General features: G+C 68.0%; 21 protein-coding genes. 8 read left to right on the forward strand and 13 right to left on the reverse strand.

Going from position 1 to position 24,648, the window contains the following annotated elements:
• The first annotated feature begins 60 nt into the window (after positions 1-60).
• A complete protein-coding gene (locus ACQEVG_RS35280) occupies positions 61-2,430 on the forward strand; it encodes an ATP-binding protein (RefSeq protein WP_432991544.1) in 2,370 nt (789 codons plus the stop codon).
• 50 nt (positions 2,431-2,480) lie between these two features.
• Here ACQEVG_RS35280 and ACQEVG_RS35285 read toward each other — a convergent pair whose 3' ends face one another.
• The 5 genes from ACQEVG_RS35285 to ACQEVG_RS35305 all read right to left on the reverse strand — a co-directional run bounded on the left by ACQEVG_RS35285 (position 2,481) and on the right by ACQEVG_RS35305 (position 8,198).
• Entirely contained in the window at positions 2,481-3,629 is a 1,149-nt protein-coding gene (locus ACQEVG_RS35285) for an ISAs1 family transposase (RefSeq protein WP_371583691.1), read from the reverse strand.
• 134 nt (positions 3,630-3,763) lie between these two features.
• Entirely contained in the window at positions 3,764-4,600 is an 837-nt protein-coding gene (locus tag ACQEVG_RS35290; RefSeq protein WP_432991546.1) for a carbohydrate ABC transporter permease, read from the reverse strand.
• Positions 4,597-5,577: a carbohydrate ABC transporter permease gene (locus ACQEVG_RS35295; RefSeq protein WP_432991548.1), complete on the reverse strand. Its 981-nt coding sequence runs from the start codon at positions 5,575-5,577 to the stop codon at positions 4,597-4,599. Before ACQEVG_RS35295 ends, ACQEVG_RS35290 begins: the two co-directional genes overlap by 4 nt.
• Before the next feature lie 14 nt (positions 5,578-5,591).
• Positions 5,592-6,887: an ABC transporter substrate-binding protein gene (locus ACQEVG_RS35300; RefSeq protein WP_432991550.1), complete on the reverse strand. Its 1,296-nt coding sequence runs from the start codon at positions 6,885-6,887 to the stop codon at positions 5,592-5,594.
• Positions 6,888-6,965: 78 nt separating this feature from the next.
• Entirely contained in the window at positions 6,966-8,198 is a 1,233-nt protein-coding gene (locus ACQEVG_RS35305; protein ID WP_432991552.1) for an aminotransferase class V-fold PLP-dependent enzyme, read from the reverse strand.
• Between the two features lie 438 nt (positions 8,199-8,636).
• Between ACQEVG_RS35305 and ACQEVG_RS35310 the strand changes: the two genes are divergently transcribed.
• Complete coding sequence (locus ACQEVG_RS35310; protein ID WP_432991554.1) at positions 8,637-9,344, forward strand: FadR/GntR family transcriptional regulator; 708 nt, start codon at positions 8,637-8,639, stop codon at positions 9,342-9,344.
• A gap of 77 nt (positions 9,345-9,421) precedes the next feature.
• Here ACQEVG_RS35310 and ACQEVG_RS35315 read toward each other — a convergent pair whose 3' ends face one another.
• Complete coding sequence (locus tag ACQEVG_RS35315) at positions 9,422-10,168, reverse strand: TetR/AcrR family transcriptional regulator (protein ID WP_432991556.1); 747 nt, start codon at positions 10,166-10,168, stop codon at positions 9,422-9,424.
• A 152-nt stretch (positions 10,169-10,320) separates the two neighbouring features.
• On the opposite strand from ACQEVG_RS35315, the gene ACQEVG_RS35320 reads away from it, so the two are divergent.
• Both ACQEVG_RS35320 and ACQEVG_RS35325 read left to right on the forward strand, forming a co-directional pair.
• The gene (locus tag ACQEVG_RS35320; RefSeq protein WP_432991558.1) at positions 10,321-11,544 is read left to right on the forward strand and encodes a saccharopine dehydrogenase family protein; all 1,224 of its coding nucleotides are present in this window, start codon (positions 10,321-10,323) and stop codon (positions 11,542-11,544) included.
• A 134-nt stretch (positions 11,545-11,678) separates the two neighbouring features.
• The gene (locus ACQEVG_RS35325; RefSeq protein ID WP_432991560.1) at positions 11,679-12,227 is read left to right on the forward strand and encodes a hypothetical protein; all 549 of its coding nucleotides are present in this window, start codon (positions 11,679-11,681) and stop codon (positions 12,225-12,227) included.
• 44 nt (positions 12,228-12,271) lie between these two features.
• On the opposite strand, the gene ACQEVG_RS35330 is transcribed toward ACQEVG_RS35325, so the two are convergent.
• From ACQEVG_RS35330 to ACQEVG_RS35350, 5 genes are all read right to left on the reverse strand, one after another.
• Positions 12,272-13,492, reverse strand: a complete 1,221-nt coding sequence (locus ACQEVG_RS35330) for an AI-2E family transporter (protein ID WP_432991562.1) — start codon at positions 13,490-13,492, stop codon at positions 12,272-12,274.
• Between the two features lie 229 nt (positions 13,493-13,721).
• Positions 13,722-14,912 carry an ABC transporter ATP-binding protein gene (locus tag ACQEVG_RS35335; protein ID WP_432991564.1) on the reverse strand — a complete coding sequence of 397 codons (1,191 nt, stop codon included), beginning with the start codon at positions 14,910-14,912 and terminating at the stop codon, positions 13,722-13,724.
• A gap of 38 nt (positions 14,913-14,950) precedes the next feature.
• Entirely contained in the window at positions 14,951-15,784 is an 834-nt protein-coding gene (locus tag ACQEVG_RS35340; RefSeq protein WP_432991566.1) for a carbohydrate ABC transporter permease, read from the reverse strand.
• Complete coding sequence (locus ACQEVG_RS35345; protein WP_432991568.1) at positions 15,784-16,725, reverse strand: carbohydrate ABC transporter permease; 942 nt, start codon at positions 16,723-16,725, stop codon at positions 15,784-15,786. Before ACQEVG_RS35345 ends, ACQEVG_RS35340 begins: the two co-directional genes overlap by 1 nt.
• A complete protein-coding gene (locus tag ACQEVG_RS35350; protein ID WP_432991570.1) occupies positions 16,722-18,041 on the reverse strand; it encodes an ABC transporter substrate-binding protein in 1,320 nt (439 codons plus the stop codon). Before ACQEVG_RS35350 ends, ACQEVG_RS35345 begins: the two co-directional genes overlap by 4 nt.
• On the opposite strand from ACQEVG_RS35350, the gene ACQEVG_RS35355 reads away from it, so the two are divergent.
• From ACQEVG_RS35355 to ACQEVG_RS35365, 3 genes are all read left to right on the forward strand, one after another.
• On the forward strand, positions 18,040-18,618 hold the full coding sequence (locus tag ACQEVG_RS35355) for a ricin-type beta-trefoil lectin domain protein (protein WP_432991572.1): 579 nt from the start codon (positions 18,040-18,042) through the stop codon (positions 18,616-18,618). The genes ACQEVG_RS35350 and ACQEVG_RS35355 overlap by 2 nt on opposite strands.
• A gap of 86 nt (positions 18,619-18,704) precedes the next feature.
• Positions 18,705-19,283, forward strand: coding sequence for a hypothetical protein (locus ACQEVG_RS35360; RefSeq protein WP_432991574.1), 579 nt, complete (start codon positions 18,705-18,707; stop codon positions 19,281-19,283).
• 251 nt (positions 19,284-19,534) lie between these two features.
• Positions 19,535-19,876 carry a hypothetical protein gene (locus ACQEVG_RS35365; RefSeq protein WP_432991576.1) on the forward strand — a complete coding sequence of 114 codons (342 nt, stop codon included), beginning with the start codon at positions 19,535-19,537 and terminating at the stop codon, positions 19,874-19,876.
• A gap of 61 nt (positions 19,877-19,937) precedes the next feature.
• On the opposite strand, the gene ACQEVG_RS35370 is transcribed toward ACQEVG_RS35365, so the two are convergent.
• Positions 19,938-20,774 (reverse strand): hypothetical protein, encoded by an 837-nt coding sequence (locus ACQEVG_RS35370; protein WP_432991578.1) that lies wholly within the window; start codon positions 20,772-20,774, stop codon positions 19,938-19,940.
• A 182-nt stretch (positions 20,775-20,956) separates the two neighbouring features.
• On the reverse strand, positions 20,957-22,312 hold the full coding sequence (gene gdhA / locus ACQEVG_RS35375; protein WP_432991580.1) for an NADP-specific glutamate dehydrogenase: 1,356 nt from the start codon (positions 22,310-22,312) through the stop codon (positions 20,957-20,959).
• Positions 22,313-22,657: 345 nt separating this feature from the next.
• Between gdhA and ACQEVG_RS35380 the strand changes: the two genes are divergently transcribed.
• A complete protein-coding gene (locus ACQEVG_RS35380) occupies positions 22,658-24,502 on the forward strand; it encodes a glycoside hydrolase family 47 protein (RefSeq protein ID WP_432991582.1) in 1,845 nt (614 codons plus the stop codon).
• Positions 24,503-24,648: the final 146 nt, after the last annotated feature.

Genomic DNA, 24,648 nt, shown 5'->3' on the forward strand with positions numbered 1-24,648 from the left:
AAGGCGTCGGCCCGGTTCGCGAACGGATTGGTGCTCCGCGGATCGGACTCCGAGGAATCGATGGCTGTCGTGGCACCAAGCGTCTCGGCACGTCGGCAGGACGGCAAACTGCCCGCCGAGGTGACGAGCTTCGTGGGACGTCGGCACGAAGTGGCCGAGGTCCGCCGAAGACTGTCCGGCTCGCGCATGGTGACGCTCACGGGCGTGGGTGGCGTGGGCAAGACGCGGCTGGCGTCACGTGTCGCGGCCGAGGTCCGGTCGGCGTTTCCGGACGGCGTGTGGCTGGTCGAACTGGCGGCCCTGGAGAATTCCGAGCTGCTGGCCCAGACCGTGGCCGAAGCGCTGGAGATCCGTGACCACTCCTCCCGGCAGCCCTTGGACGTCCTCACCGACCACCTCCGGGACAAGCGCACGCTGGTGGTCCTGGACAACTGCGAGCATCTGCTGCCGCAGTGCGCGGTGCTGGCCGATTCGCTGCTGCGCTCCACCCCCGACCTGAAGATCCTGGCCACCAGCCGGCAGGTGCTGGGGCTCGCCTACGAGCACACCCTGGCCGTGCCGACGCTGGACCTGCCGAGCGCCGGGAACCACCGGCTCTCCATCAAGTCGCTGGCCCGGTGCGACGCCGTACGGCTGTTCATCGAGAGGGCGGGCGCCGTCCTGCCCGGCTTCGCCGTCACCGAGGACAACCGCGAAGCGGTGGAACGGATCTGCCGGCAGCTGGACGGTATCCCCCTGGGAATCGAGCTTGCCGTTGTGCGGCTGCGGGCCCTTTCCGTACAACAGCTGCTGGAGCGGCTGGACGACCGGTTCCAGCTGCTCACCGCCGGTTCGCGGGTGGTGCTCCCGCGCCACCGGACGCTGCGCGCGCTGATCGACTGGAGTTACGTCCTGTGCACCGATCAGGAGAGGCTGCTCTGGTCTCGCGCCTCGGTGTTCACCGGCGGCTTCGACCTGGAGGCGGCCGAGGAGGTCTGCTCCGGCGACGCCATCAGCCGCGAAGAGGTCCTCGACGTGGTGACCGGACTGGTCGACAAGTCCGTCCTGCTGCGGGAGGAGCCCCATTCGACGGTCCGCTACCGGCTGCTGGACACACTGCGCCAGTACGGCCGGGAGCGGCTCGTCGCAGCGGGGGAGACGGCGCCTGTGCAACGGCGCCACCGCGACTACTACCGGCGGCTGGCGGGCGACGCCCGTGCCGAGTTGTTCGGTCCGTCCCAGGTCGCCTGGTTCACACGGCTCCACCTTGAGCACACCAATCTGCGCACCGCCCTGGAGTACAGCTTCGCCGAACCCGGGGAGGCCGAGACCGGCCTGAGCATGGCCTCGGACCTGCTCTACCACTGGATCACCAGTTACTACCTCGGCGAGGGACGACGCTGGCTGGACGGGGGGCTCGCCGTCTGTACCGAACCGAGCCAGGTCCGGGCCCGAGCGCTGTGGACCAACAGCTGGCTGGCCGTCATCCAGTCCGAGACCGATGCCGCGGCGGCCATGCTCGCGGAGAGCGGGAAGCTCGGCGAACGACTCGCGGACGAGTCCGTGGTCGCCTACACCGCGCTGTACTCCGGCATGATCGCCATGTACCGGGGGGACGCCGAATCCGCGATTGGGCTCTACGAGGAGGCGGCTGCCCGGCACCGGGCCACCGGCGACCCCGTGGGGCTCGCGCTGTCGCTGATCCGGCTCTCCATGGTCCACTCGTTCCTCGGTGACTCGCCGCGCGCCATCTCCATCGGCGAGGAGTCCTTGAGGGTGTGCGACGCCTACGGAGAGGGCTGGCACCGGGCCTACACGACGATGGCGCTCGGAATCGAGGTCTGGCGCCAGGGCGACACCCGTCGCGCCGCCGAGCTCGAGAAGGAGAGCCTGGCCTTCAACCGTTCGCTCGACGATCCGCTGGGGGTCGGTGTCAACCTTGAGGTGCTGGCCTGGATCGCCGCCACCCAGGAGCAGTACGAGCGCGCAGCCCGGCTCCTGGGCGGCCTGCGCACCATCTGGCAGGCGATCGGCGCGCCGCTGTCCGGGTACGGGCACCTCGTCAAGTACCACGACGAATGCGAGTCCCGCACAAGCCGTGCCCTCGGCGCGACGGCCTTCCGTGCAGCCATCCGGAAGGGCTCCCAGCTCTCCTACGATGAGGTGCTCGGTTACGCGCTCGAGGAGCACCTGGTGGCGGTGGAACCGAGCGCGGAGGGTGAGCTGCCGTCCCCGCTCACCCGTCGGGAGACCGAGATAGCCCGTCTCGTCGCGCAGGGGCTGAGCAACAAGGAGATCGCGGCCACGCTGGTGATCGCCCAGCGCACGGCGGAGGGCCATATCGAGCACATACTGAGCAAACTCGGCTTCACCTCTCGTGCCCAGGTGGCTGTCTGGGTCTTCGAACACGACCGCACGGAAGCAGGCGGCTCCGCGGCACCTACCCCTTGACCGCACCCCAGGGCTGATTCAAAGTCCTGGTGATCATGTGGTGTTGCTGGTCAAGGCAGTCCGATCAGGTCCAGTGGGCGGGTGAAGGGCGTGTAGGAGAGCTCGCGCAGGCCGGCGGCGATGCTGTGGTGCCCAGCGGTGCGTAGGGTGCTGATCGCGAAGCTGCGCAGGGTGGCCATGTTCTCCGGTCCGTGGCCGGTGCGGATCTTCGAGGCGTCCTCGCCGAACGTGGTGTCTCTTACGTGGTGCACGGCCTCGATGCCCCATTGCGCGCGGGCGAGTTGGCCGATGGCCTGGGGAGATGCCGCACGCGCCGTCAGGTCGGTGATGGCGTAGACGGTCTCACGGGTGATCTTGCCGGTTTTGAGGTCGGTGCGATGCCGGTGGATCTTCGCGGCCTGCGCCACGTGCGGGAAGTCCAGCCCGAGACTGGTGACGGTGAGGGTGCGCACCGAGCGGGTCTCACGTCGCCCGTGCCCCGCCTCGCGGTCGTAGCGGCGGGCGGTCACCTCCTTCCACGGCAGCGAACGCAACGCGTTGTGCAGCGTCGGCTGGTTCCGCTTGACCACGAGCAGGTAGTGCGCCCTCTTCGCTTCGACCAGCCACCTGGCGTGGTCACGGTGGGTGTGCAGGGCGTCGGCGGTCACCACGACACCGGTCAGGTCGAACGGGGACAGCAGCTTCGTGAAGCCGGTGACCTCGGTGGTCTTGTCCGGCACCCGCAGCTGGCTGACGGTGCGTCCGCCTTCCAGGACGGCGGAGAGCAGGTGGGCGGCCGGGCCGGTGTCCGTGCGCGAGCCGCGGGCGGTCTTGCCGTCCATGGCCAGGTGCCGGCTGCCCGTGGGGTCGCATCCGAGTAGGTCGGCAAGCCCGCCGGGACATACGAGAGTCAGCAGACGGCGGATGGTTGAGCTGGACGGTGCGCGGCGCACGCCCAGTGGGCCGGTGGCGCGCACGCCGAGGCGGGCCAGTGCGTCCAGGGGCGCGTGGCGGGCCCACTGGCCCACGGCCAGATAGGAGCGAGCCCCGGCCAGCACCGCGCAGCAGGCGGTGAGCAGGACCGATGCCAGCGAATGGCGTCGTCCCCGCCGATCTCGCGGATCGCGAAGAACGGCCAGTCGTTCGGCGACACCCTTCACGCCTCGCTGGGCGGCGGTGGGCGACTTGGTCAGGCAGACAGTGGCAGACTGGCGGCACATCGAAGCTCCGGACGGGCAGGGCGACTTGGGAAGGTCACCCCGTCAACCGGAGCTTCGTTGTGTTCGTGACGGACTTCCGCCGGATCGTCGCACCTCCGCGACCTGCACGTTTCCATGACCCCCAAGACTTTGAATCAGCCCTGGACCGCACCCGAGGTGAGCCCCTGGACGATATGGCGGCTGGCGAAGGCGAAAAGCACCATGGTCGGCACAATCGTGAGCACGGCTGCCGCGGACATCGAGCCCCAGTCGATGTTGAAGCTCGAGATGAATCCGTTCAGCGCTGTCGGGATGGTCTTGTTGTCGTCGCTGTTCATGAGCGTGACCGAAAGGAAGAGCTCGTTCCAGCAGTTCACGAAGTTGAAGATGAACGCGGCGATGATGCCCGGCTTCATCACCGGCAGAAGTACCCGGAAGAGCGCCCCGAACCGCGAAAGGCCGTCGATCATGGCGGCCTCCTCCAGCGCGTCGGGGATGTTCGCGAAGAATCCGCGGAGCATCACCGTGCAGAAGGGGATGCAGACTCCGACGTACACCAGGACGAGACCGAGCCGGTTGTCGACCAGTTTCAGTTCGGTCATCATCAGATACAGCGGTCCCAGCGCGATGAACGAGGGGATCATCTGCGTGATCAGAGCCGCCATCAGCAGCGCGCTCTTGCTGCGGAACTCGAAGCGGGCGAGCACATAGGCCGACAGCATCGAGATCGCGGTCGCCACCACCCCCGCGGCCGTCGCGACGATCAGACTGTTCGTCAGATAGACACCGAACTGCGCATTGCTGAACAGTCCGGCGTAGTTCTCCAGGGAGAAGTGCTGTGGCCAGTAGGCGATCGGGAACGTGAAGATGTCGCCGGGGCGCTTCAGCGATGTGATGGTGATCCAGTACAGCGGGAAGACCGTGACGGCCAGCCAGAGCGAGAGGAAGAAGACTCTGGTGACACGTTCTGGAACGGACTCCTTGTTGATCACGAGTATGCTCCCTTCCTCTCGCGCGTTGCCAGGAGGTAGAAGACCGAGAAGACCAGCAGCACCGCGACGACGATGAGACCGAGCGCGGACGCCTTTCCGTAGTCGCCCTGTTGGGTAATCGTGATCATCCACGTGGTCACAATGTGCGTCTCGTTGTTCGGGCCGCCGCCGGTCATCCCGAAGATGATGTCGGGGAAGTTGAAGATCCAGATCACCCGGAGCAGCACGGTCAGCGCCAGCGTCATCCGGATGTAGGGAATGGTGACCTGGAAGAGCGTGCGGACCTTGCCGGCGCCGTCCAGTTCGGCTGCCTCGTACAGGTCATTGGGGATCGACTGCAGGGCGGCGAGGATCATGATCGAGAAGAATGTGACGCCGTACCAGATATTGGCGACGATGACGGCGATCATCGCCATCTTCGGATCCGCGAGCCAGGCGATCGGCTCGTCGATCAGTCCCGCCTTCTCCAGGAGGTCGTTCACCACCCCGAACTCACTGTTGAACATCCAGCGGAACAGGATGCCGATGAGGAAGCCCGATATGGCCCAGGGGAAGAAGACAAGGGCCTGGTACAGCCCGCGGAAGCGGAAACGGCGGCGCAGCCACAGCGCGATGGCGAAACCGATCACGAACTGGGGAACGATGGAGGCGAACACCCACAGCGCGGTATTGCTGAGTACGGTGCTCCATGCCGGGTCCGTGAAGATCGCCTGGAAGTTCCCGAAACCCACCCAGGAGGTGTCGGTGAGGTCCGTGAGGTTCCAGTGGCGGAAGGCCATCTGACTGCCCCGGAGCATGGGGTAGTAGATGAAGACAGCGACGAAGAGCGCGGCCGGGGCCATGTACGCGGCGATGACGAGTCCGCGGCGCGCGGTGAAGGCCGGCTTGCGCCGACGCTGACTGGGCGTTGCCGGTGCGGGCCGAGCGCCCCCCTTGAGGGAGGGGCGCTCCACCTGCTCGTAGGTCGATCGGGTCACGTCCCGCCTTCCCCTCAGCCCTGGCTCTTCCACTTCTCGGTCCAGTACGTGTCCCAGCTGTCGAGCAGCTGCTTCGGGGTCATCTTGCCGAGCAGCACCCGCTGGATCTCCGCGTCGGCCTTCTGGGACCACTCGGTCCACCAGGGCGCGTCACGGGGTTGTGTGACGGTGATGTACTTGTCCGGGTTCGCGGTCATCGTCACGTAACTGGCCCATGGACCGGTCTTGTAGAACTCGTCCTCGCTCGCCGCCTTGAGGATCGGGACCAGGCTGTTCTCCTTGCTGAAGGTGGTCGACGCCTCGCCCTGCGAGAGGAACTTGATCAGCTTGATGGACTCCGCCTTGTGCTTGCTGCCCTTGGCGATTCCCCAGCCGGCGGTCGCCAGCGGCTGGACGGCCTTTCCGCCGGGACCGGCGAGCAGGGGAGCGGTGGTCCACTGGTCCTTCTTGATCGCCTTCGACTGCCCCACCGTTGCGATCACTTCGGGGTCCTGCAGCAGAAAGGCGGTGGAGCCGTTCGAGAAGCCTTCGACCATCTCGGGGTATCCCCACGCGACCGACGACGGCGGCGACGCCTGCTTGAACAGCTTGAAGTAGGTGTTCAGCGCGTCGAGGGCCTCCGGTGCGGAGAAGATCGTGCTGCCATCGGTGAGCTTGTACCCGTTGGCGCGGTCGACCTTGTCGGCGACATACGCCTCGATGGCCGCGGTCACATTGCCGTTGGCATTGGTTCCGCCCCGGAAGGCATAGCCGTACTGGCGCTTGCCCTTGTCCTGGATCGCGCTGGCCTGCTCCAGCAGTTCGTCCCAGTTCGCGGGCGGACTGGTGGCTCCGGCCTTCTTGATCAGGTCGGTGCGGTAGAAGAGGCTCAGTCCGTAGAAGCCGTACGGGACGAAGTACGTGTTTCCCTTGGCGTTCTTGGCGGCCTTGGTGGCGTTCTCGGTCATGTCCTTCCAGCCGCCCCACCCCTGAAGGTCCTTGCCCATGTCGTAGAGCCAGCCGTTGGTCGACCATGGGCCGGCGGTGATGTCCCGTACTTCGAGGGTGTCGACGCCGCTGCCGGACTGGAGCATCTGCTGGATCTTCTGATCAGCCTGGTCAGTCGGCGGCGAGATCAGATTGACCTTGATCTTCGGGTTTTGCTGGTGGAATTCCGCGACCAGTTTCTTCAGGAGCTCCGTTCGGGCGGGGTTCGTCAGGCTCTCCACCATCTGAAGGGTGACGGTCCCGTCACTCGCACTCGTGGAGCAGCCCGTCAGTACCATCGCGGCGGCGATGCCGAGGGCGACTACTGCCTTCCTTCTTCTCAACTGTCCTCCTCCAGAGGTGTGAATCCGAGGGTGTGAATCCGCACAGCGGCATCGGGTGGGAACATGGCTCGTGCGCCGCTACGCTGCGGCGTCCGCAGTGCGGGCCCATGCGCCGAGCACCGGGACGCAGCGCTCGGCGAAGTACTCGAAGTCGGCGGCCGTGTTGTACACGTGCGTCGACAGGCGGATGTAGCCGGCTCCGTCGAAGCTGGTGAACGCCGCAGCGACGCCCAACTCCCGTGCCACCCGGTCGCGCAGCGCGTCGGCGGCGGCCGGGCTGGTCGCCAGGCCTTCGGGGAGACGCACCAGCCGCAAGGCGTTGACCGGCATGCCGACGTCGACTGCGCAGCTTTCACCCGTGAGTTCGGCGAAGGCGTCGCCGACGATCCGCTCCGCATAGTCGGCCAGATCCCTCATGTACGTACGTGCCGACTTCCAGCCCCAGGTGTGCTCGATGAAGTCGAGCGCGGTCGGCGCCGCCAGATAGCTGGTGACGTCCACCGTTCCCTGGGTGTCGAAGCGCTCGGGGAAGGGATCAGCGGCGCCCCACGAGTCGATCAGGGGATAGAGGGCGTCGCGCAGCCCACCGCGGGCGACCAGAGCCGACGTGCCACGGGGGGCGCAGCCGAACTTGTGAAGGTTGCCGATCCAGAAGTCGCACTCCACAGCGGAGAGGGGATCGTCGATCAGGCCCGGTACGTGTGCCCCGTCCACGAGGAGTGGGATGCCGCGCTTTCGTGCCTCCGAGCCGATCCGTTCCACGGGCATCCGGCGCGCGGTGGCCGAGGTGATGTGGTCCACGACGATCAGTTCCGTCGCGTCGCCGAGTTCGGCGGCCACCGCTTCGTAGGCCTGCCTCTCGTCGGCGTCGAGGGGAACCCTCACCGTGCGGACGGTGGCGCCGCAGCGCCGCGCGAGGCGCTGAGCCCCCATGGTGACGGCTCCGTAGCCGTGGTCGGTCACCAGGATCTCGCCGCCACGCCCGATCGGCTGGTTCGCGTAGACGACGCTCGCGCCGCCACTCGCGTTCGGTACCAGAGCGAGGTCTTCCACGGCGACGCGCAGAAACGCGGCGATGGCGGCCCTGGCGGTCGCGACCCGCTTGGGGAGCGCCGGGAACCACACCAGCGGGGACCGTTCCATCTCCCCGCGCAACCGCTCTTGTTCGCCCTGTGCGACGAGGGGGACCGCCCCGAACGACCCGTGGTTGAGATGCCTCTGCGCCGGGTCCAGCGACCACGCTTCCGCGGCGGCTCGGCCATCGGGGAGGAGCAGCGGGCGTGGTGCTGGGCTGAGGTGGGACTCGCTCACATGACTCCCAATCTCCCGTGATCTTCAAGATCCGCGTGCGACATCAGACGATTCTCAGAAGAGATATGATGACTTGGGGCGGCATCCTGGCACGCCCGCTCCGGCGAGGGCAATAGTCCCGCACCCCTCTTCGAGCTGTTGTGTCAGCCTGAAGGGCCGCGGGCAATCAGCCTCCCGTGCCGATATCCCGACTACGACCTGGTGAAACGGGGAAAGTTGGTGTTGTTGGCCTGCTGTTGCCCGCCGCCGCGTGGGGTATGACTGCGCGCCTGCCCGCTGCCGGTCCCGCGTCACGGGGCGGGTCGCGAAGGCGTCTCCGGCGATGCCCCTCGCCCTAAGTCATCTAATGACTTGCTGCTGATCACCATGCACTGTCTGATGACTCGGTAGACTGTCCCGGGACCGGGCGGTGCTGCCGGGTCATCCGGGGAGGAAGCGATGTCCGCAGTCGACAAGGCATTTCACGGCCTCAGACACATGATCGCCACCGGTCGTCTGGGCGCGGGGGAGCGTATTCCGCCCGAGAACGAATTGTGCGAGGAGCTTGGTGTGTCCCGGGGGCCGCTCCGCGAGGCGGTGCGGATGCTGGTGGCCCTGCGTATCGTCGAGCCGCGGCACGGCTCCGGAACCTTCGTCTCCCAGCTGCGGCCCGAAGACATCATCGGCAGCCTGTCGTTGACCGTCGACCTGCTGCCGCTGAGCGGGCTGCTCGAGGTGTACGAGATCCGGCGCGTTCTGGAATCCCACATCGCCGCTCAGGCGGCTGCTCGCGCGACCCCTGAAACGCTGAAGACGATCTTCGAACCCATCGAGGCGATGGAGGCGACGGAGGACCCGTCCGAGATCTCCGAGCTCGACAACCGCTTCCACTCGGCGATCGCCCGGATCGGAGGCAACCCGACGCTGGAGTCCCTGCTCGGCGTGTTCCGCGCGCGCTCCCGCGCCTACCAGTTGTTCACGCTTCCCGAGAGCGCCGAGATCAAGCGCGCAAGCGATGAGCAGCACCGGGCGATTGCCACCGCGATCGCCAATCGGGACCCTGTCGCCGCTGCCAGCGCGGCGGCGACCCATGTCGCTCACACGGAGAGGTGGCTGCACGTCTTTCTGCCGCCTGCGGAGGGGGACGGCCCGAGCGCGTCCTCGTGACAGCGGCGCATGCGCGTGCGGCCCGCCCGCAGGATTACGGCGGGACGCATTCGCAAGGATGCGGCATGTACGGCGGATCAGCTGCTCCCGCCTCCGCCTCCGCCTCCGCCTCCGCCACCGGCCTGCGCCTCGCTGAGCCGGCTGGACGCGCTGTCCAACAACATCGCCAGCGCGGTGGGATACGCACTGTGGTTCATCCGGGCGACCAGCAGATGCGCGGTCGCCGCGATGTTCGGATGGGTCGCGGCGGGCAGCCGGGCATACGTGGCCTGCCACACCTCCTCGTCCGCCGCGCGTGCCGCCGCCGGCAGCGCCAGCGAAGCGGCGTCCAGCGCGGCGAAAGCCAAGCTCTGGTCGATGAACGCGTGATAGATCCGGACCGCTTCGGCGTCCGGGAAACCGGCTGTGCGCAGCAGCCCCAGGATCGTCTCGTCGGCCGCCACCTCGTAAGCCTTGCCGGTCACACGGCTGGCGGTCAGCACCGCCGCCTGCGGATGTTCGAGATACGCGGCGTGGATGCGCAGCCCCAGCTCCCGCAGGTCGGTGCGCCAGTCCCCGGTGCTCTCCCACCCCGCCAGAGCACGTCCGATGAGCACGTTCCCGACGGCAAGCGTCAGGTCGTCGATGCCGCTGAAGTACCGGTACAGCGTGCTCGGGTCCGCCCCCAGGGCGGTGCCGAGGCGTCGGACGGTCAGGCCCGCGCTCCCGTGCTCCCGCAGCATCCGCAGCGCGGTCTCCACGATCAGCTGCTCCGAGAGCACCGCGCCGTTCTTTGTGGGGCGCCGCCGTCTCCGGGCCTCCTCCGGCACCACGGGCTTGGGCACGACACGCTCCTTCCGCCGCCTTCTCCAGGACTCCACCCACCTTATGCCAACATGATTGACGTTAAGCCCGAGGGGCGCGTTGGATCGGATCCGACAGGCGCCGCGCCCGCAAGCGGCACCCTGCACCCTGTGTCTGGGAACGGAGTTTGGCCATGCGTGTTCTTCTCGTGGGAGCCGGCGGCGTCGGCACCGCCATCACTCGGATCGCTGCCCGCCGGTCCTTCTTCGACCACGTGGTCGTGGCCGACTACGACCTCGCCCGCGCCCAGGCCGCTGTCGCGGCCCTGGAACCGGACGGCCGCTTCAGCGCCGAACGGATCGACGCGAGTGACGAGGGTGCCGTCACCTTCCTGCTGCGCCGCCGGGGCTGCGACGTCCTGCTCAATGCCACCGACCCCCGCTTTGTGATGCCGCTGTTCCAGGCGGCCCTGGCCGCCGGGGCGCACTACCTGGACATGGCGATGTCGCTGTCCCACCCGCACCCGGAGCGCCCCTACGAGCTGTGCGGCGTCAAGCTCGGCGACACCCAGTTCGAGCGGGCCACGGAATGGGAGAAGGCCGGATTGCTTGCCCTCGTCGGCATCGGTGTCGAACCGGGACTGTCCGACGTCTTCGCCCGCCATGCCGCCGACGAACTCTTCGACGAGATCGAGGAGATCGGCATTCGCGACGGGGCGAACCTCACGGTCGACGGCTACGACTTCGCGCCGTCGTTCAGCATCTGGACCACCATCGAGGAATGCCTCAATGCGCCTGTCGTCCACGAGGCCGGCCGCGGCTGGTTCACCACCGCACCCTTCAGCGAGCCCGAGGTCTTCGACTTCCCCGAGGGGATCGGCCCCGTCGAGTGCGTCAACGTCGAGCACGAGGAGGTCCTGCTGGTGCCGCGGTGGGTGGACGCGGGCCGCGTCACCTTCAAGTACGGCCTGGGCGAGGACTTCATCCGTACGCTGCAGACGCTGCATCTGGTGGGCCTGGACCGCACCGATCCGGTGCCGGTGCCCGCGGCGGACGGATCGGGCACGGTCCATGTCTCCCCGCGGGACGTGGTCGCCGCCTGCCTGCCGGACCCGGCAGCCCTCGGGGAGCGTATGCACGGCAAGACCTGCGCGGGCACCTGGGTCAAGGGCACCAAGGACGGTCGCCCACGCGAGGTCTACCTGTACCACGTGGTCGACAACCAGTGGTCCATGCGTGAGTACGACTGCCAGGCCGTCGTGTGGCAGACGGCGATCAACCCCGTCGTGGCCCTGGAGCTGATCGCCGCCGGCACCTGGGCCGGCAGTGGTGTCCTCGGCCCCGAGGCTCTGCCCGCCCGGCCTTTCCTGGATCTGCTGACGGAGTACGGCTCGCCCTGGGGCATGCGCGAGCAGTGAGGTGCCGTGTTCGGTCGGCTACCGTTTGTGACAGAAAAGTGTATTTAGTGCACATTGGCCTCACGTTGGAAGGGCGCACGCATGAATCCGAATCCGGCCGGCGCTGTGCTCGGTGAGCCCGGACCCATGTCGGCATGACGACACCGGAGCCGGAGCCGCGATCGCCCGACTCCGAGCACAGCGCCGCCACGGCAGCCCGGGCCGGCGACATCGCGGCCGGGCGGCTCAAGGAACGGATCTACGCGACCATCACTCTGACCGCGGTGGTGGTGACCCTGGCCGAGGCGGAGGCACCCGATCACCTCGAAGCCGGGCTCACCGTGGCGGTGTCGGCGCTCGGAGTCTGGCTGGCCACCCTGGTCGCCGACGAGCAGGCCCACCGTGCCGTGAGCGGGCGCAGCGCGAACCGGACGGAGATCCGGACGGCGTTGCATGTCTCAAGTCCGTTGCTGCTGAGCGCCGTGGGACCACTGGTGCTGATCGGCATGTCGGCGCTGGGCGTGGTGGGGCTGGAGACCGCGCTGATGACAGCCGCGGGCGTGGAAGTGGTGACCCTGTTCCTGTGGGGCTGGTGGATCGGCAGGCGGATGGGCAACGGGCCGCTGAGCGCGCTGATCTCAGGCCTTCTGGACACGGCGATCGGCGTTGGGGTCGTGACAGTGAAGCTCATCGCGGGGCACTGAGCCTTGCCCGTCAGCGCCCGGCCGCCGGTTTGCGCGCCTGACGGTCAGCCCCCGGCAGGTAGTCGCGCCTTGCGCAGCGCCTGGTGGACCGACCAGAGGACGGACACCAACGGCACGGCCACCACCGCCCCCACTACTCCGGCCGCGATGGCGCCGCCGATGACCGTGAGCGCGACCACCACCGGATGCAGCTGAACGGCCCAGCTCATCACAAGCGGGTGCAGCAGATGGCCCTCGATCTGCCCGATGACCACGATGAGGGCGACGACCAGGGCCGCGATCAGCGGGCCTTTGGCCGCCAGGGCCACCACGGCGGCGACCGCGAGGGCGATGGGTGAGCCGATCAGCGGAACGAAGGCGGCGAAGAACTCCAGCAGAGCCAGCGGGACCGCGAGCGGCACGCCGAGAGCGAAGAGGGCCACGCCGACCAGGATCGCGTTGGTCCCGGCCACCAGCACGATGCCGTGGGTGTAACCGGTGAAGGTCCGCCAGGCCGCGCTGCCCGCGGTCGACACCCGTTCCCGTGCGGTCGGCGGAAGCTGGTCGCAGAACCAGCTCCACTGCCGGTCGCCGGAGTGGATGAAGAAGACCGAGGAGAACAGCGCCAGGGCGAACACGGTCAGCACTTCGACCACCCGGCCGGCGCCGCTGATTGCCGTACTGATGAGGGTGGCCCGGTGGGTGGACAGGAACTTCCCGATCCGGGACTGGAGGTCGTTGAGTGCCCCCGGGTTGAGCCGGAGCGGCGGCCCCTCCAGCCAGCGCTCGATCCTCCCGAAGCCTGTCCGGAACTCCCGTACCAGCCCGGCCTGCTCTCCCGCCACCGCCTGGCCGACCAGCGCCAGGACCCCGAGGACGAGGAGGATGCTGCCGAGCAGGGACACGGCGACGGCGAGCGGTCGCGGCATGAAGCGCCCGAGGAGGTCGGCCACCGGCCGGAGCATGGCGGTGATGACCATGCCGAGGAAGGCGGCCACGGCGACCTCGTGGAACCGGCCCAGCAGCGAGAAGACGGTGTAGATGACGGCGCCCACGACGAGGATCCGCCAGGCGTACGCGGCAGTCGTCCGCAGGGTGGGGGACACCCGCAGCTCGACGCCGGGTGGCGAGTGGGGCGGTGGCCGCCGACCGCCCCGGTTCCCGGCCGGTGGGCGGGTGCTGCCGCTCAGTGCCTGACGCGACGCCGTACGGATCCGGTGCCGGCGCCCGGCGGACGGCGCGCCGGGGTCCGGATTCCTGGGCTGCGGATCCATTGGCCTGGACATCCACAAGCTCGTACCACCGCGAACCCTTCATGCCACGCCACCGGCGTGATATTCGCCCGAAGGCACCCGGACCGTTTGCCGGGGTCCACACAGCGAGGGGACCCACACAGCGATGGGACTGCGATGGCCCCGCCGTCGGCGCGCACTCGATCGGCCGCGTGGCCGAGCGCGAGCAACGCGGCCATGAGTGGAACGCTGTGGGCCGCTCGGCCGCGGCCCCCGTTCGGCCTCAGCCGCCGTTGTTCTCCCGGTGCGTGAGGTTCACACCCGTGCGCGGGTCGAAGACATGCATCCTCGTCGTGTCCACCCACAACTCGGCCCGGCTTCCCTCGTGGACGCGCGTCTCCGTGTCGAGCCGGGTGACGATCTTGTTGGCTTTGTCGCCGGTCTCGGTCAGGCCGGAGTCGGCTGCCAGCTCTTCGAGCTCCGAGGTCACGGTCGGCTCCCAGCCCTCCTCGGTGAAGTAGGCGAAGACATCCGATCCGAGGTACTCGACGACGTCCACGGTGGCGGTGAACCGCGTACCCTCCCGCGCCGGATCGACCAGCGAGGCGTCCTCGAACGCTTCGGGCCGCAGCCCGACGATGAGATCGCGCGGTGCTTCCTGGCGCTCCAGACTGCGACGAATCTCGTCGTTCACCGGAAACGCGCCGAGGGCGGTCTGCAGCCTGTTCTCCTCCAGCGTGGCGTGGATGAAGTTCATGGCGGGCGAGCCGATGAACCCCGCGACGAACAGATTGCGTGGCTCGTCGTAGAGGTGCTGCGGGGTGCCGACCTGTTGAACGACGCCGCTGCGCATCACGACCACGCGGTCCCCGAGCGTCATCGCCTCGACCTGGTCATGGGTGACGTACACGGTGGTGGTGCCAAGCCGCTGCTGAAGACGCGAGATCTGGGTGCGCATCTGTACCCGGAGCTTGGCGTCGAGGTTGGACAGCGGCTCGTCCATCAGGAACGCCTTGGGATTGCGGACAATGGCGCGGCCCATGGCGACGCGCTGGCGCTGGCCACCCGAGAGGTTCGCGGGTTTGCGGTCCAGATGATTCGTCAGGTCGAGGATGCGGGCGGCTTCCTCCACCTTGGTCCTGATGGTGTCCTTGTCGGCCTTGGCCAGACGCAGGGCGAAGCCCATGTTCTCCCGCACGGTCATGTGCGGATAGAGGGCGTAGCTCTGGAAGACCATGGCGATGTCGCGGTCCTTGGGCGCCTTGTCGTTGACGACCTGATCACCGATGCGGAGGGTGCCCTCCGTGATGTCCTCGAGTCCGGCGATCATGTTCAGGGTGGTGGACTTGCCGCAACCTGAGGGTCCGACCAGGATGACGAACTCCCCGTCGCCGACGGTGAGGTTGACGTCCCGCACGGCCAGGGCGCCGTCGGGATACCTCTTGGTGATGCCCTCGAGAACAATCTCGGCCACGGTCGGTGCTCCTTGTCCTGACGATCGGCTGCTGCCGGTCAGCCCTTGACGGCCCCGGACGTCAGTCCGGCGACGATGCGCCGCTGGAACAGCAGCACGAAGATGATGATCGGAATGGTGATCACCACGGCGGCGGCGGCGATCGAACCGGTGGGCTGCTGGAACTGACTGCTTCCGGTGAAGAAGGCGATGGCCGCCGGCACGGTGCGGGCCGCCGTCGTCGAGGTCAGGGAGATCGCGAACAGGAAGTCGTTCCAGCAGAAGATGAAGACAAGGATGGCGGTGGTGAACACGCCCGGTGCGGCCAGCGGCGCGATCACCATCCGGAACGCCTGGGCCTGGGTGGCCCCGTCGACCTTGGCCGCCTTCTCCAGATCCCAGGGGATCTCCCGGAAGAACGCCGAGAGGGTGTAGATCGCGAGCGGCAGGGAGAAGGTCATGTACGGGATGATCAGCCCCGGCCAGGTGTCGAAGATCCCCAGGATGCGCTCGATGTTGAACAGCGGGGACACCAGGGAGATCGGCGGGAACATCGCGATCAACAGCGACATACCGATCAGCAGCTTCTTGCCGGGGAAGCGCAGCCTCGCCACGGCATAGGCAGCCATCGTGCCCAGCACAACGGCGATCACCGTGGCGATCAGGGCGATGCCGATCGAGTTGATCAGGGCACGGGTGAACTCCGAGGTCTCGAAGATGCCGCGGTAGTTCTCCCACGTCCACTTCTGCGGGACGAAGTTGCCGTCCGTGAGGGTGCTCGGGTCCTTGAACGACAGTGCGGCGATCCACCAGACCGGGAACATCGCGTACGCGATCACCACGGTGTTGGCGATGGCCCAGCCTGTGACGTGCCTCTTGCCTGCGCCGGCCATCAGCGTCCCGCCTCCTGTGAACCGGGAGCGGCAGCCCCGAAGAGTTTGATGAAGGCGAAGGCGATCACACCGACGCAGATGAAGATGAGCACCGAGATTGCCGACCCGATGCCGAGGTTGAGCGCGGTGAACAGGTTGTCGTAGCCGAGGATCGACACCGATCCGGTGCCATGAGCGCCGGAGGTCAGGATGTAGATGTTGTCGAAGATCCGGAAGGCGTCCAGGGTGCGGAACAGCAGGGCCACCAGGATGGCCGGCTTCATCAGCGGCACCGTGACCAGAGTGAAGCGCTGCCAGGCGGACGCACCGTCGACCATCGCGGCGCGCAGCGTCTCCTCGGGCACCAGGGCGAGTCCGGCCAGCAGGAGAAGTGCCATGAACGGGGTGGTCTTCCAGACCTCGGCGAGGATGATCAGCCCGATGGCCGGCCACTGCTCGGTCAGCGGGGCTTCACCCGACGGAAGCAGTGCGGCGAGATAGCCGGTGTCCGGTGTCCAGGCGTACTGCCACGAATAGGCGGCGACCACGGTGACGATGCCGTAGGGGATCAGGATGGCGGTACGCACGCCCCCCCGGCCGAAGATGGCGCGATGCATGACCAGGGCCAGCGCGAAGCCGAGGACGAGTTCCACGGCCACGGAGACCGCGGTGATGAACAGCGTGACCCAGAACGCCTCCCACCAGAAATCGGAGGAGAGCACGGCCCCGTAATTGCTCAGGCCCACCCATTTCGCCTGGCCCGGGAAGCGCAGGTCGTAGCGCTGTAGGGAGAGATAGATCGCGTAGCCGATGGGGTAGGCCGTGACGGCGAGCATGACGACCACGGCGGGCGCGCAGAGCAGCCAGCCCAGGCGTCGTTCCTCGCGTGCGCCCTCGGACAGTGCTTTCGTGTCGGGGGCCGGAGCCGGAGCCGCCGTGGTGGCGGAGGTCGGGGTGTTCATGGGATCAGCCCCTTGGACTGAAGAGCGTCCTCGATCTGGCTGCCGATCGTGTCGATCGCACTCCGAGGTTTGATACCGACGGGCGGGGAGAGGGTGTGGGAGATCGCGATGGACACGTTCTGATAGGCGGGCGTCTGGGGGCGGGTACTGGCGTTCTCCAGTGCCGAGAGCACGTCGGAGGCGAACGGGTAGCTCTTGATGAGCCCCTTGTCGGAGTACAGGTCGCGCAGGGTGGGCGGCAGTCCGCCCTTCAGCGCCGCGGTCATCTGGTTCGGACGATTGCGCAGACACAGCGCGGCCTCGTATGCGAGGGCGGGGTGGCGCGAGAAGGCGCTGATGGCGAGGTCGATACCACCGATGGTGGGTTTCGAGGGCCGGCCGGGGTCCACCCCGGGGTAGGGCGCCCAGCGGAAGCTCTTGAACAGCTTGGGGTTGTTCGACTGCATCGACGGATACACGAAGGGGTAGTTCAGCTCGAACGCGGCCGTTCCCGACTCCATCGCCAGCCTGTTCTGGTCCTCCATCTGATTGGACAGGGAGGGGTCGGCGGCGGGCGAGGTGGCCAGATTGCGCATGATCGTGGCCGCCTGGACCGCGGGCGGTCCGAGCGATGGCGCTGTGGCGGCGGCGTTGAGGATGGAGCCGCCCGCGCTCTCCACCAGTGTGTTGAACCAGACCGTCAGCCCCTCGTACTGGGCGCCCTGGATCTCGACGAAGTGGGGCTTGCCCTGCTTCGCGAGGGCGCGTGCCATGCCCAGCATCTCGGCCCAGGTCGTGGGCGGCTTGGGCACCAGGTCGCTGCGGTACCACAGCAGTTGGGTATTGGTGTTGTACGGGACGGCGTACAGCCTGCCCTTCCACGTCGCCGTTTGCAGCGGCACTTCGAGGGTGCCCTCGGTGGCGCGCCGGCGATTGCTGCCCGTCCACGGCAGGATCCACTTGGCCTCGGCGAACTCCGCGGCCCAGGTGACATCGAGACCCAGGATGTCCAGGGTGCTGTCCTCCGCGGCGAGCCGCCGGACGAGCTGCTGACGCTGGCCGTCCGCACCGCGCGGGAGTTTGTTGTACGCGATGCGGTACCGCCCGCCCGAGGCGCGGCTGCAGTTGTCCGCCGCGCTGGCCAGGGCACCTGAGTCGTCGGGGAAGTTGTACCAGTTCACGGTGACCGGGCCGGCCTGGCTCGAACTGCACGAGGTGAGCAGCCCGGCCAGCAGGGGCAGCACGGCGAGGCTCCGCAGCCGCACCCCGGCGCCACGACCGGCGATCCGCGGCGATGCCTCGCCTCGCGCCCGTGCCGGGTGGGCCCGTCCGTTCATGCGCCTCACCACTCACTCCCCGATCCGGCGCGGCCACCAGGTGTCTGGTCACCCCGCGCAGCGCCTTCGTCGCCGTGAACCTAACGGTTCCTCCGCTGTTGCCAGGGGAGGGCGGCGTGTCGGCGACGGGAGATCCCCCGGATGGCCAGGGGGTGCGGGGCGTGGTGATGACGGACTTCCCGGGTCACGCTCTGACGCGGCGATCGTCCGCCACCAGCCCGGTGGGCTGTCCGGATATGTCCCCTCGGGCCTGTCCGGTAAGTGCCTCGACGCGTGCGGCAATTCGGGCGCGAACGGCACCAGGGCCGCGCTGTGGACGTGCAACGGCAGCGCAGCCCAGTTCTGGACGGCCCATCCCGACGGCACCCTCCGGATCAACGGCGGTTGCCTGGACGTGGCGGGTGGAATTCGGACGGGTGATCTGGACATGCCATGGCGGCGCGAAACCAGCAGTGGTTCCTGCGCTGGGCCGCCAGGCGTGCTCGGGTTCGGCGCGGCCTGTTCGTTCAACGGTGCGGACGCGGCCGTAGGGGGCTCGCACTACTTGTGCGCGTCGCTGTGCCGACAGTCACCTTGACGACGCTCGATAATTAGGTGAGCCTTACCTTCGCTCGCAACCGCAGTGGTGTGGGCTCCTGCCGCACGACACCACCTGGAGCAGCTGTGTTCGCCGCCGACGCACCCTCGACCGGGCGAAGATCTCGGCAGGAAGCCGAACTCCTTCGGCTGCCCCAGTGGTGCGGACCCGCGTTCGCCTCCCTGGCGGTGTGCGCCGGATGGGCAGCGAGCACCTGGGTCGCCGTCCACCTGCGCGCCGACGCCGCCCTCCACACTGCGGCCCTCTTCGTTCACCTTGCCAGTCTGGTGCTCGGATTCGGCGCCGTTCTCGCTGTCGACTACTACGGCGCCCTGTGGCTCGGGGGCCGGAAGACGCTGCGCGAGGTACTCGACTTCACCGCGCCCTTGCACACGCTCGTCTGGGCGGGGCTGATCGGCCTGATCGGCAGCGGAGCCCTTCTCCACCCCGACCTCGGCTCGCCGCTCACGTGCGTCAAACTCTGTCTTGTCCTGGTCATTGCCCTCAATGGAGTCCAGGCCGGCGCACTGCACAGACGCCTGGCAGCCCTCGACTGCCGACCCGTCAGCCGCTCACTGCTGCTCCGCGGTGCGGCCACCGCGTCCCTCTCGCAGGTCGCCTGGTGGGGTGCGCTCGTCATCGGCTTCCTCAACAGCCGGCACTGACGGGAGGTCCCGGCCCTCGAATGTGCTGCCGGCGTTCACATTCCGCGCGGTGTGTCGCACGGGACGGACGAGCTTCTTCAGGGCGTCGTCGTGGGGGCAAGGGCGAGCCGGAGCCTGCATCGGCGAGATGATGCCTGACACGAAGCGGCGTCGGACCTGTAGCCCGCCCGGCGGCGCACCGGATGCCGCCCCGCCCGGAACCCGGCAGGGTGGCATCCACCAGGACCATCCCGTACAGACGAGGACCGCCCATGTCCGTGACCCATCACCGGCGCTTTGGCGTCCTCGCCGGGGCAGCGCTCCTGACCATCGCCGTGGCGGGCTGCTCCGAGCTCGGCCGCACCGCGGTGGGCACCATCTCCTACGAAACCCCGAGCGCGCGCCATGTGAAGGTGTCGAATCCGCCGGTCAAGGGCTGCCACAGCCTCGGGTCCGTCGGCGCGACCACGGTCACCAACAACACGCTCGTCGACATCATCCTGCATCCCAGCCGGGACTGCTCCGGGGACGATACGACCTATCTGCCGACGGAGACGTCCGACACCATCGCGCCCCACGCACAGCCGTGGCGCAGCTACTCCCTGGTTCACTGAGGCCTGCCCGGGCGGGGCACCGGACCTTCGCCGGCTGCGCAGGCAGCTGCCCACGGCGGAGTCAGGGGCGTTCGAAGAGCTGCAGCACGCCGCCGATGGAGAAGCAGGCGGCGCCCGTCATGGTTCCCCAGTCGGAGACGGCGACGTTGAGCGGGTTTCCGGTGGACGGGTCGGTGAAGTCGGCCAGTGCCGAGACCATGAACAGCACCGAGCCGAGCTGGTTGACGGCCACGATCCACCAGCCGAGGCTCCGCACGCGCAGGCCGGGACGGCCGTGGCTGACCTCGACGAGGGCGAGATGCCCCGAGACCAGGAAGAGCAGGCACCCGATGATGTCGGGCGTCCAGATCAGCCGGTTCGTCTGCTGGACGGACAGTCCATGGAGAAACGAGTCGAGCAGGTTGACACCGAACACCAGCGTGCCTGCGAAGAGCACGAAGGTGCTCACCCAGTCGATCCGCAGGGGCTCGTAGCTCCACCACCGCCAGCGCCGGGAGACCAGGGAGCCGGTGCCGCTCGCGCGCCGAGGGGCGTTGATCGTCTGCAGCAGGGAGGCATAGGCGCCGGTGTTGAAGAACAGGCCCCCCGCGAAGTAGAGCGTGGCGCTCTGGAGCGGGTTGCCGGATCCGAACTGGGCGAGCGCGGCGCCGAGAGCGAACAGGCTCCCACCGGCCGTGAACGCCACCGCGGCCACGGTGTTCAGGGTCCGAAGCCGGTGGAGGGCTTCCTTGTCCGCGTACTGAGAGGTGGCCTGGGCGCCTTCGGGCCCGACCGTGAGGACCCCGCGCTTGCGTGCCGCGCGCGATTCCCAGATCGCGATGCCACCTTCGGCGAGGCGCCAGGTGAGACGGGTGGTGAACGGTCCTGCGCCCTCGGCGCGCTCCTCGGTGTGGCCCACGCGCCGAGCCTACGAGGGAGCGCGGGCATGGGCGCGGACCGCCTTGCGCATTCCTTGCGCACTGTCGTGCCCGGAGCCGCAGTCGATGGTGATCGCTGACAGGCGCTCAGCTCCCCGTCGTCCGGGATGCCGTCGCCGGCCGGCCACCCGGCCGTCGACGGCTACCATCGTCGACTGCTGCCTCAGATGAGCCCCTGGGCGAGCATCGCGTCCGCGACGCGCTCGAACCCGGCGATATTCGCTCCTGTCACATAGTCGCCGGGTGCTCCGTAGCGCTCGGCGGTCTCGTAGGTGACCCGATGGATATCGCGCATGATCCCCGCGAGTTCGTCCTCCACGCGCCCTGGTGTCCAGGAGTCCCGGGTGGCGTTCTGGCGCATCTCCAAAGCGCTGACGGCGACGCCGCCCGCATTCGCGGCCTTGCCCGGGCCGAAGGCCACCCCCGCGTCCTGCAGGATGCGAACCGCCTCCGGAGTGGTGGGCATGTTGGCGCCCTCGGAGACGGCCTTGACTCCGTTGCGGACAAGGGCGAGAGCGTCCTGGGCGTCGAGTTCGTTCTGGGTGGCCGACGGGAAGGCGACGTCGCAGGGCACCTCCCACACCCGGCCGCCGGGAACGTAACGGGCGGAAGCGCCACGGCGCTTGGCGTACTCGCTGACGCGTGCGCGTTCGACCTCCTTGATCTGCCTGAGCAGCTCGAGGTCGATTCCCTTCTCGTCCACGACATAGCCCTCGGAGTCGGAGCAGGTCATGGGATGGGCGCCGCTGCGCGTCAGCTTTTCGATGGTGTGGACGGCGACGTTGCCCGAGCCGGAGACCACGGCCCCTTGGCCCTCGAGCTCCTCACCTCGCCGACTCAGCATTTCGGCCGCGAAGAGCACGCTGCCGTAGCCGGTCGCCTGTGTGCGCATCGCAGAGCCGCCCCACTCTTGGGCCTTGCCGGTGAGGACTCCCGCTTCCCAGCGGTTGGTGATGCGTCGGTACTGGCCGAAGAGATAGCCGATTTCGCGGCCGCCGACCCCGATGTCGCCGGCCGGGACGTCGGTCTGCTCGCCGATGTGCCGGTGGAGCTCCGTCATGAAGGACTGGCAGAAGCGCATGACTTCGGCGTCCGAACGGCCTCGTGGCTCGAAGTCGCTGCCGCCCTTGCCGCCGCCGATGCCCAGCCCGGTGAGGGCGTTCTTGAAGATCTGCTCGAAGCCGAGGAACTTCACAACGCCCAGGTTCACAGAAGGGTGGAAGCGCAGGCCGCCCTTGTAGGGGCCGAGCGCGCTGTTGAACTCCACTCTGAATCCTCGGTTGACGTGCACTGCTCCATGATCGTCCTGCCAGGGCACCCGGAAGATGATCTGCCGTTCGGGCTCACAGAGGCGCTCGATGAGCCCTGGCTGCGCGTACTCGGGACGAGCAGCGAGCACGGGAGCCAGGGTCTCCAGCACTTCCCTTGATGCCTGATGGAATTCGGGCTGTGCCGGGTTGCGGCGCTCGAGTTCGGCGCGCAGGGAGGCCAGTTGGGCCTTCGAGGAAGACAGGGTCACAGCATGTCCCTTCCTGCCCGGCCGGCGGACGACAGCCCGGCCGTGGCGGTGACGGTCCAGGTGTCGTTGCCAGTCAGCAGTACGGCCTGGTCGCTCTTGCTGTTCATTGCAACAGCGGTTTCGAGTCATAGGTCACCACGTCATCTCCGGGGGAGTGACGGGACGGAGGTCATGAGATTCCGCGGCCTTCACCCAAAGGGTTGACGGTGGCATGCCATGTCTCCACACTCTGCTACCAATCGCAGCGGCGCTCTCAGTAGCCGTATCCCTCCCGCATTCGCACACATGAGCCGTGAGCGCCCGGCGACAACGTTGTCAACAGCCCGCCCCTGATGGAGGCACCGCATGACGACACCACTGAACGCCCGGTTATCGCGGCGCGCCCTGTTCCGTACCGCGGCAGGCGCAGGAGCCGCGCTCACTGTCGTTGGACTCGGGGCGCAGCCCGCGTTCGCCGCCCTCGGCCCGCCCAATCCCCAGCTGGCCAACGAGGTTCGGCAGGAGTTCCTCACAGCCTGGACCGCCTACCGCCGGCTCACCTGGGGCCGCGACGAGCTGCATCCGGTGAGCGGCACCGGTTCGGAGTTCTTCATCAGTGGCGTGCCGCTCGGCCTGACCATCGTCGAGTCGCTCGACACGCTGTACCTGATGGAGCTCGACGGCGAGCTGGATGCCGGCATCGCCTGGATCAGCGGCAATCTGAACGTCAATCGCAACGCCAGCGTCCATGTGTTCGAGACGATCATCCGGCTGGTCGGCGGTCTGCTCTCCGGGTACCACGCCACCGGCAACGCCGTGCTTCTGACCAGGGCCCGCGACCTGGCGGACCGCCTGCTGCCGGCGTTCACCTCGTCGCCGACGGGTGCCCCGTACCGGTACGTCAACCTCCGGACCGGCGCGGTCACCGGAAACCAGGTGCCGCTCGCCGAGATCGGCAGCAACATCACCGAGTTGGGCCTGCTGTCACAGCTCACGGGTGATCCGAAGTACTTCAACGCGGCGAAGAAGGCGCTGCGGGCCGTGTACGACCGGCGGTCGTCACTGAACCTGGTCGGCACGACGCTCAATGTGGAAACCGGCGCCTGGACCGACGCCACCGCCCGCGTCGACCCGCCGGTGGACTCGTTCTTCGAGTACCTCTGGGACGCGTACCAGTTGTTCGGCGACACCGAGATCCGCGGCTGGTACCAGACGCTGACCACAGCGGTCCTGCAACGCCTCGGCGAGACCTACAACGGCCGGCTCTGGTTCAGGGCCGTCAACATGAACACGGGCGCGCTGGCCGGTCGGTACCAGTCGGAACTGACCGCCTTCTACGCCGGGCTGCTCGCGCAGGGCGGCAATGTGAGCGAGGGGGAGTCGTATCACAGTTCGTGGGCAGCGGCGCTGGCCCAGTACCGGCTGCCACCGGAGGGCATCAACTACGCAACGCTCGCGGCGACGAGCAACGAGTACCAACTGCGCCCCGAATACGTCGACTCCGCGCTGTTCCTGTGGCTGCTCACCGGCAAAGAGGTCTACCGGGACCGCGCCCAGTGGCTGTGGAACGGCCAGAAGGCGCACTGCAAGGTCGCGGGCGGCTACACGATCGTCTCGAACATGACGACGACGCCCACGACCAAGGGCGACCTCACTCCGGGCTACTGGTACTCGGAGAACATGAAGTACTTCTACCTGCTCTGGGCGGGCGCGCCGCGGTTCGACTACGCGACCAACTACCTCACCACCGAGGGCAATGTGCTGCTTGGCATCAAGAAGGTCGCGGCCCCGTCCGTGAGTGCCACGTACCGGCTGGTCAACCGGGCGACGGGAGGTGCGCTCGATGTGAGCGGCGCGTCGACCTCCGACGGCGCCGCCGCCATCGCGTGGACCGTCAGCAGCGGCGCGAACCAGCACTGGATCGCGACCACTTCCGAGGGGTACACACGGCTGACGAGCCTGCACAGCGGCAAGCTGCTCGAAGTGCCGCAGTCGTCCACGACGAACGGCACAGGACTCGTGCAATGGGGACACAACGGCACCAACACGCAGCAGTGGACGCTCCAGTCCACGGGTGACGGATACCACCGGCTCGTCAACCGCAACAGCGGCAAGGCAGCCGACCTCGTCGGCACCGGCAACGGAGCGGCGGTGGTGCAACAGTCGCCGAGTGCCGCCGCCACCCAGCACTGGCAGCTGGTCAGGGTGTGATCGCGATGCGTGCCGTGGCGACGTCGCCGTGCGCCGTGGCCCCGCGTGCCCGGGACAACCCCCGTTCCTTCGACGCCCGCGCCGCGGGCGGACTTTCAAAACTCTTCGGTCATCGCTGAGCAACACCGCCCCGGTTTCCGTATCTC

The organism is Streptomyces sp. CA-135486, assembly GCF_050936555.1.
Classification (GTDB): Bacteria; Actinomycetota; Actinomycetes; order Streptomycetales; family Streptomycetaceae; genus Streptomyces.

Excerpts from the sequence above, each read along its gene's own strand:
- ACQEVG_RS35280 (WP_432991544.1), top strand. The coding sequence starts at position 61 with ATGGCTGTCGTGGCACCAAGCGTCTCGGCACGTCGGCAGGACGGCAAA.
- ACQEVG_RS35285 (WP_371583691.1), bottom strand. The coding sequence starts at position 3,629 with ATGTGCCGCCAGTCTGCCACTGTCTGCCTGACCAAGTCGCCCACCGCC.
- ACQEVG_RS35310 (WP_432991554.1), top strand. The coding sequence starts at position 8,637 with ATGTCCGCAGTCGACAAGGCATTTCACGGCCTCAGACACATGATCGCC.
- ACQEVG_RS35320 (WP_432991558.1), top strand. The coding sequence starts at position 10,321 with ATGCGTGTTCTTCTCGTGGGAGCCGGCGGCGTCGGCACCGCCATCACT.
- ACQEVG_RS35325 (WP_432991560.1), top strand. The coding sequence starts at position 11,679 with ATGACGACACCGGAGCCGGAGCCGCGATCGCCCGACTCCGAGCACAGC.
- ACQEVG_RS35330 (WP_432991562.1), bottom strand. The coding sequence starts at position 13,492 with ATGTCCAGGCCAATGGATCCGCAGCCCAGGAATCCGGACCCCGGCGCG.
- ACQEVG_RS35340 (WP_432991566.1), bottom strand. The coding sequence starts at position 15,784 with ATGGCCGGCGCAGGCAAGAGGCACGTCACAGGCTGGGCCATCGCCAAC.
- ACQEVG_RS35345 (WP_432991568.1), bottom strand. The coding sequence starts at position 16,725 with ATGAACACCCCGACCTCCGCCACCACGGCGGCTCCGGCTCCGGCCCCC.
- ACQEVG_RS35355 (WP_432991572.1), top strand. The coding sequence starts at position 18,040 with ATGCGCCTCACCACTCACTCCCCGATCCGGCGCGGCCACCAGGTGTCT.
- ACQEVG_RS35350 (WP_432991570.1), bottom strand. The coding sequence starts at position 18,041 with ATGAACGGACGGGCCCACCCGGCACGGGCGCGAGGCGAGGCATCGCCG.
- ACQEVG_RS35365 (WP_432991576.1), top strand. The coding sequence starts at position 19,535 with ATGTCCGTGACCCATCACCGGCGCTTTGGCGTCCTCGCCGGGGCAGCG.
- ACQEVG_RS35380 (WP_432991582.1), top strand. The coding sequence starts at position 22,658 with ATGACGACACCACTGAACGCCCGGTTATCGCGGCGCGCCCTGTTCCGT.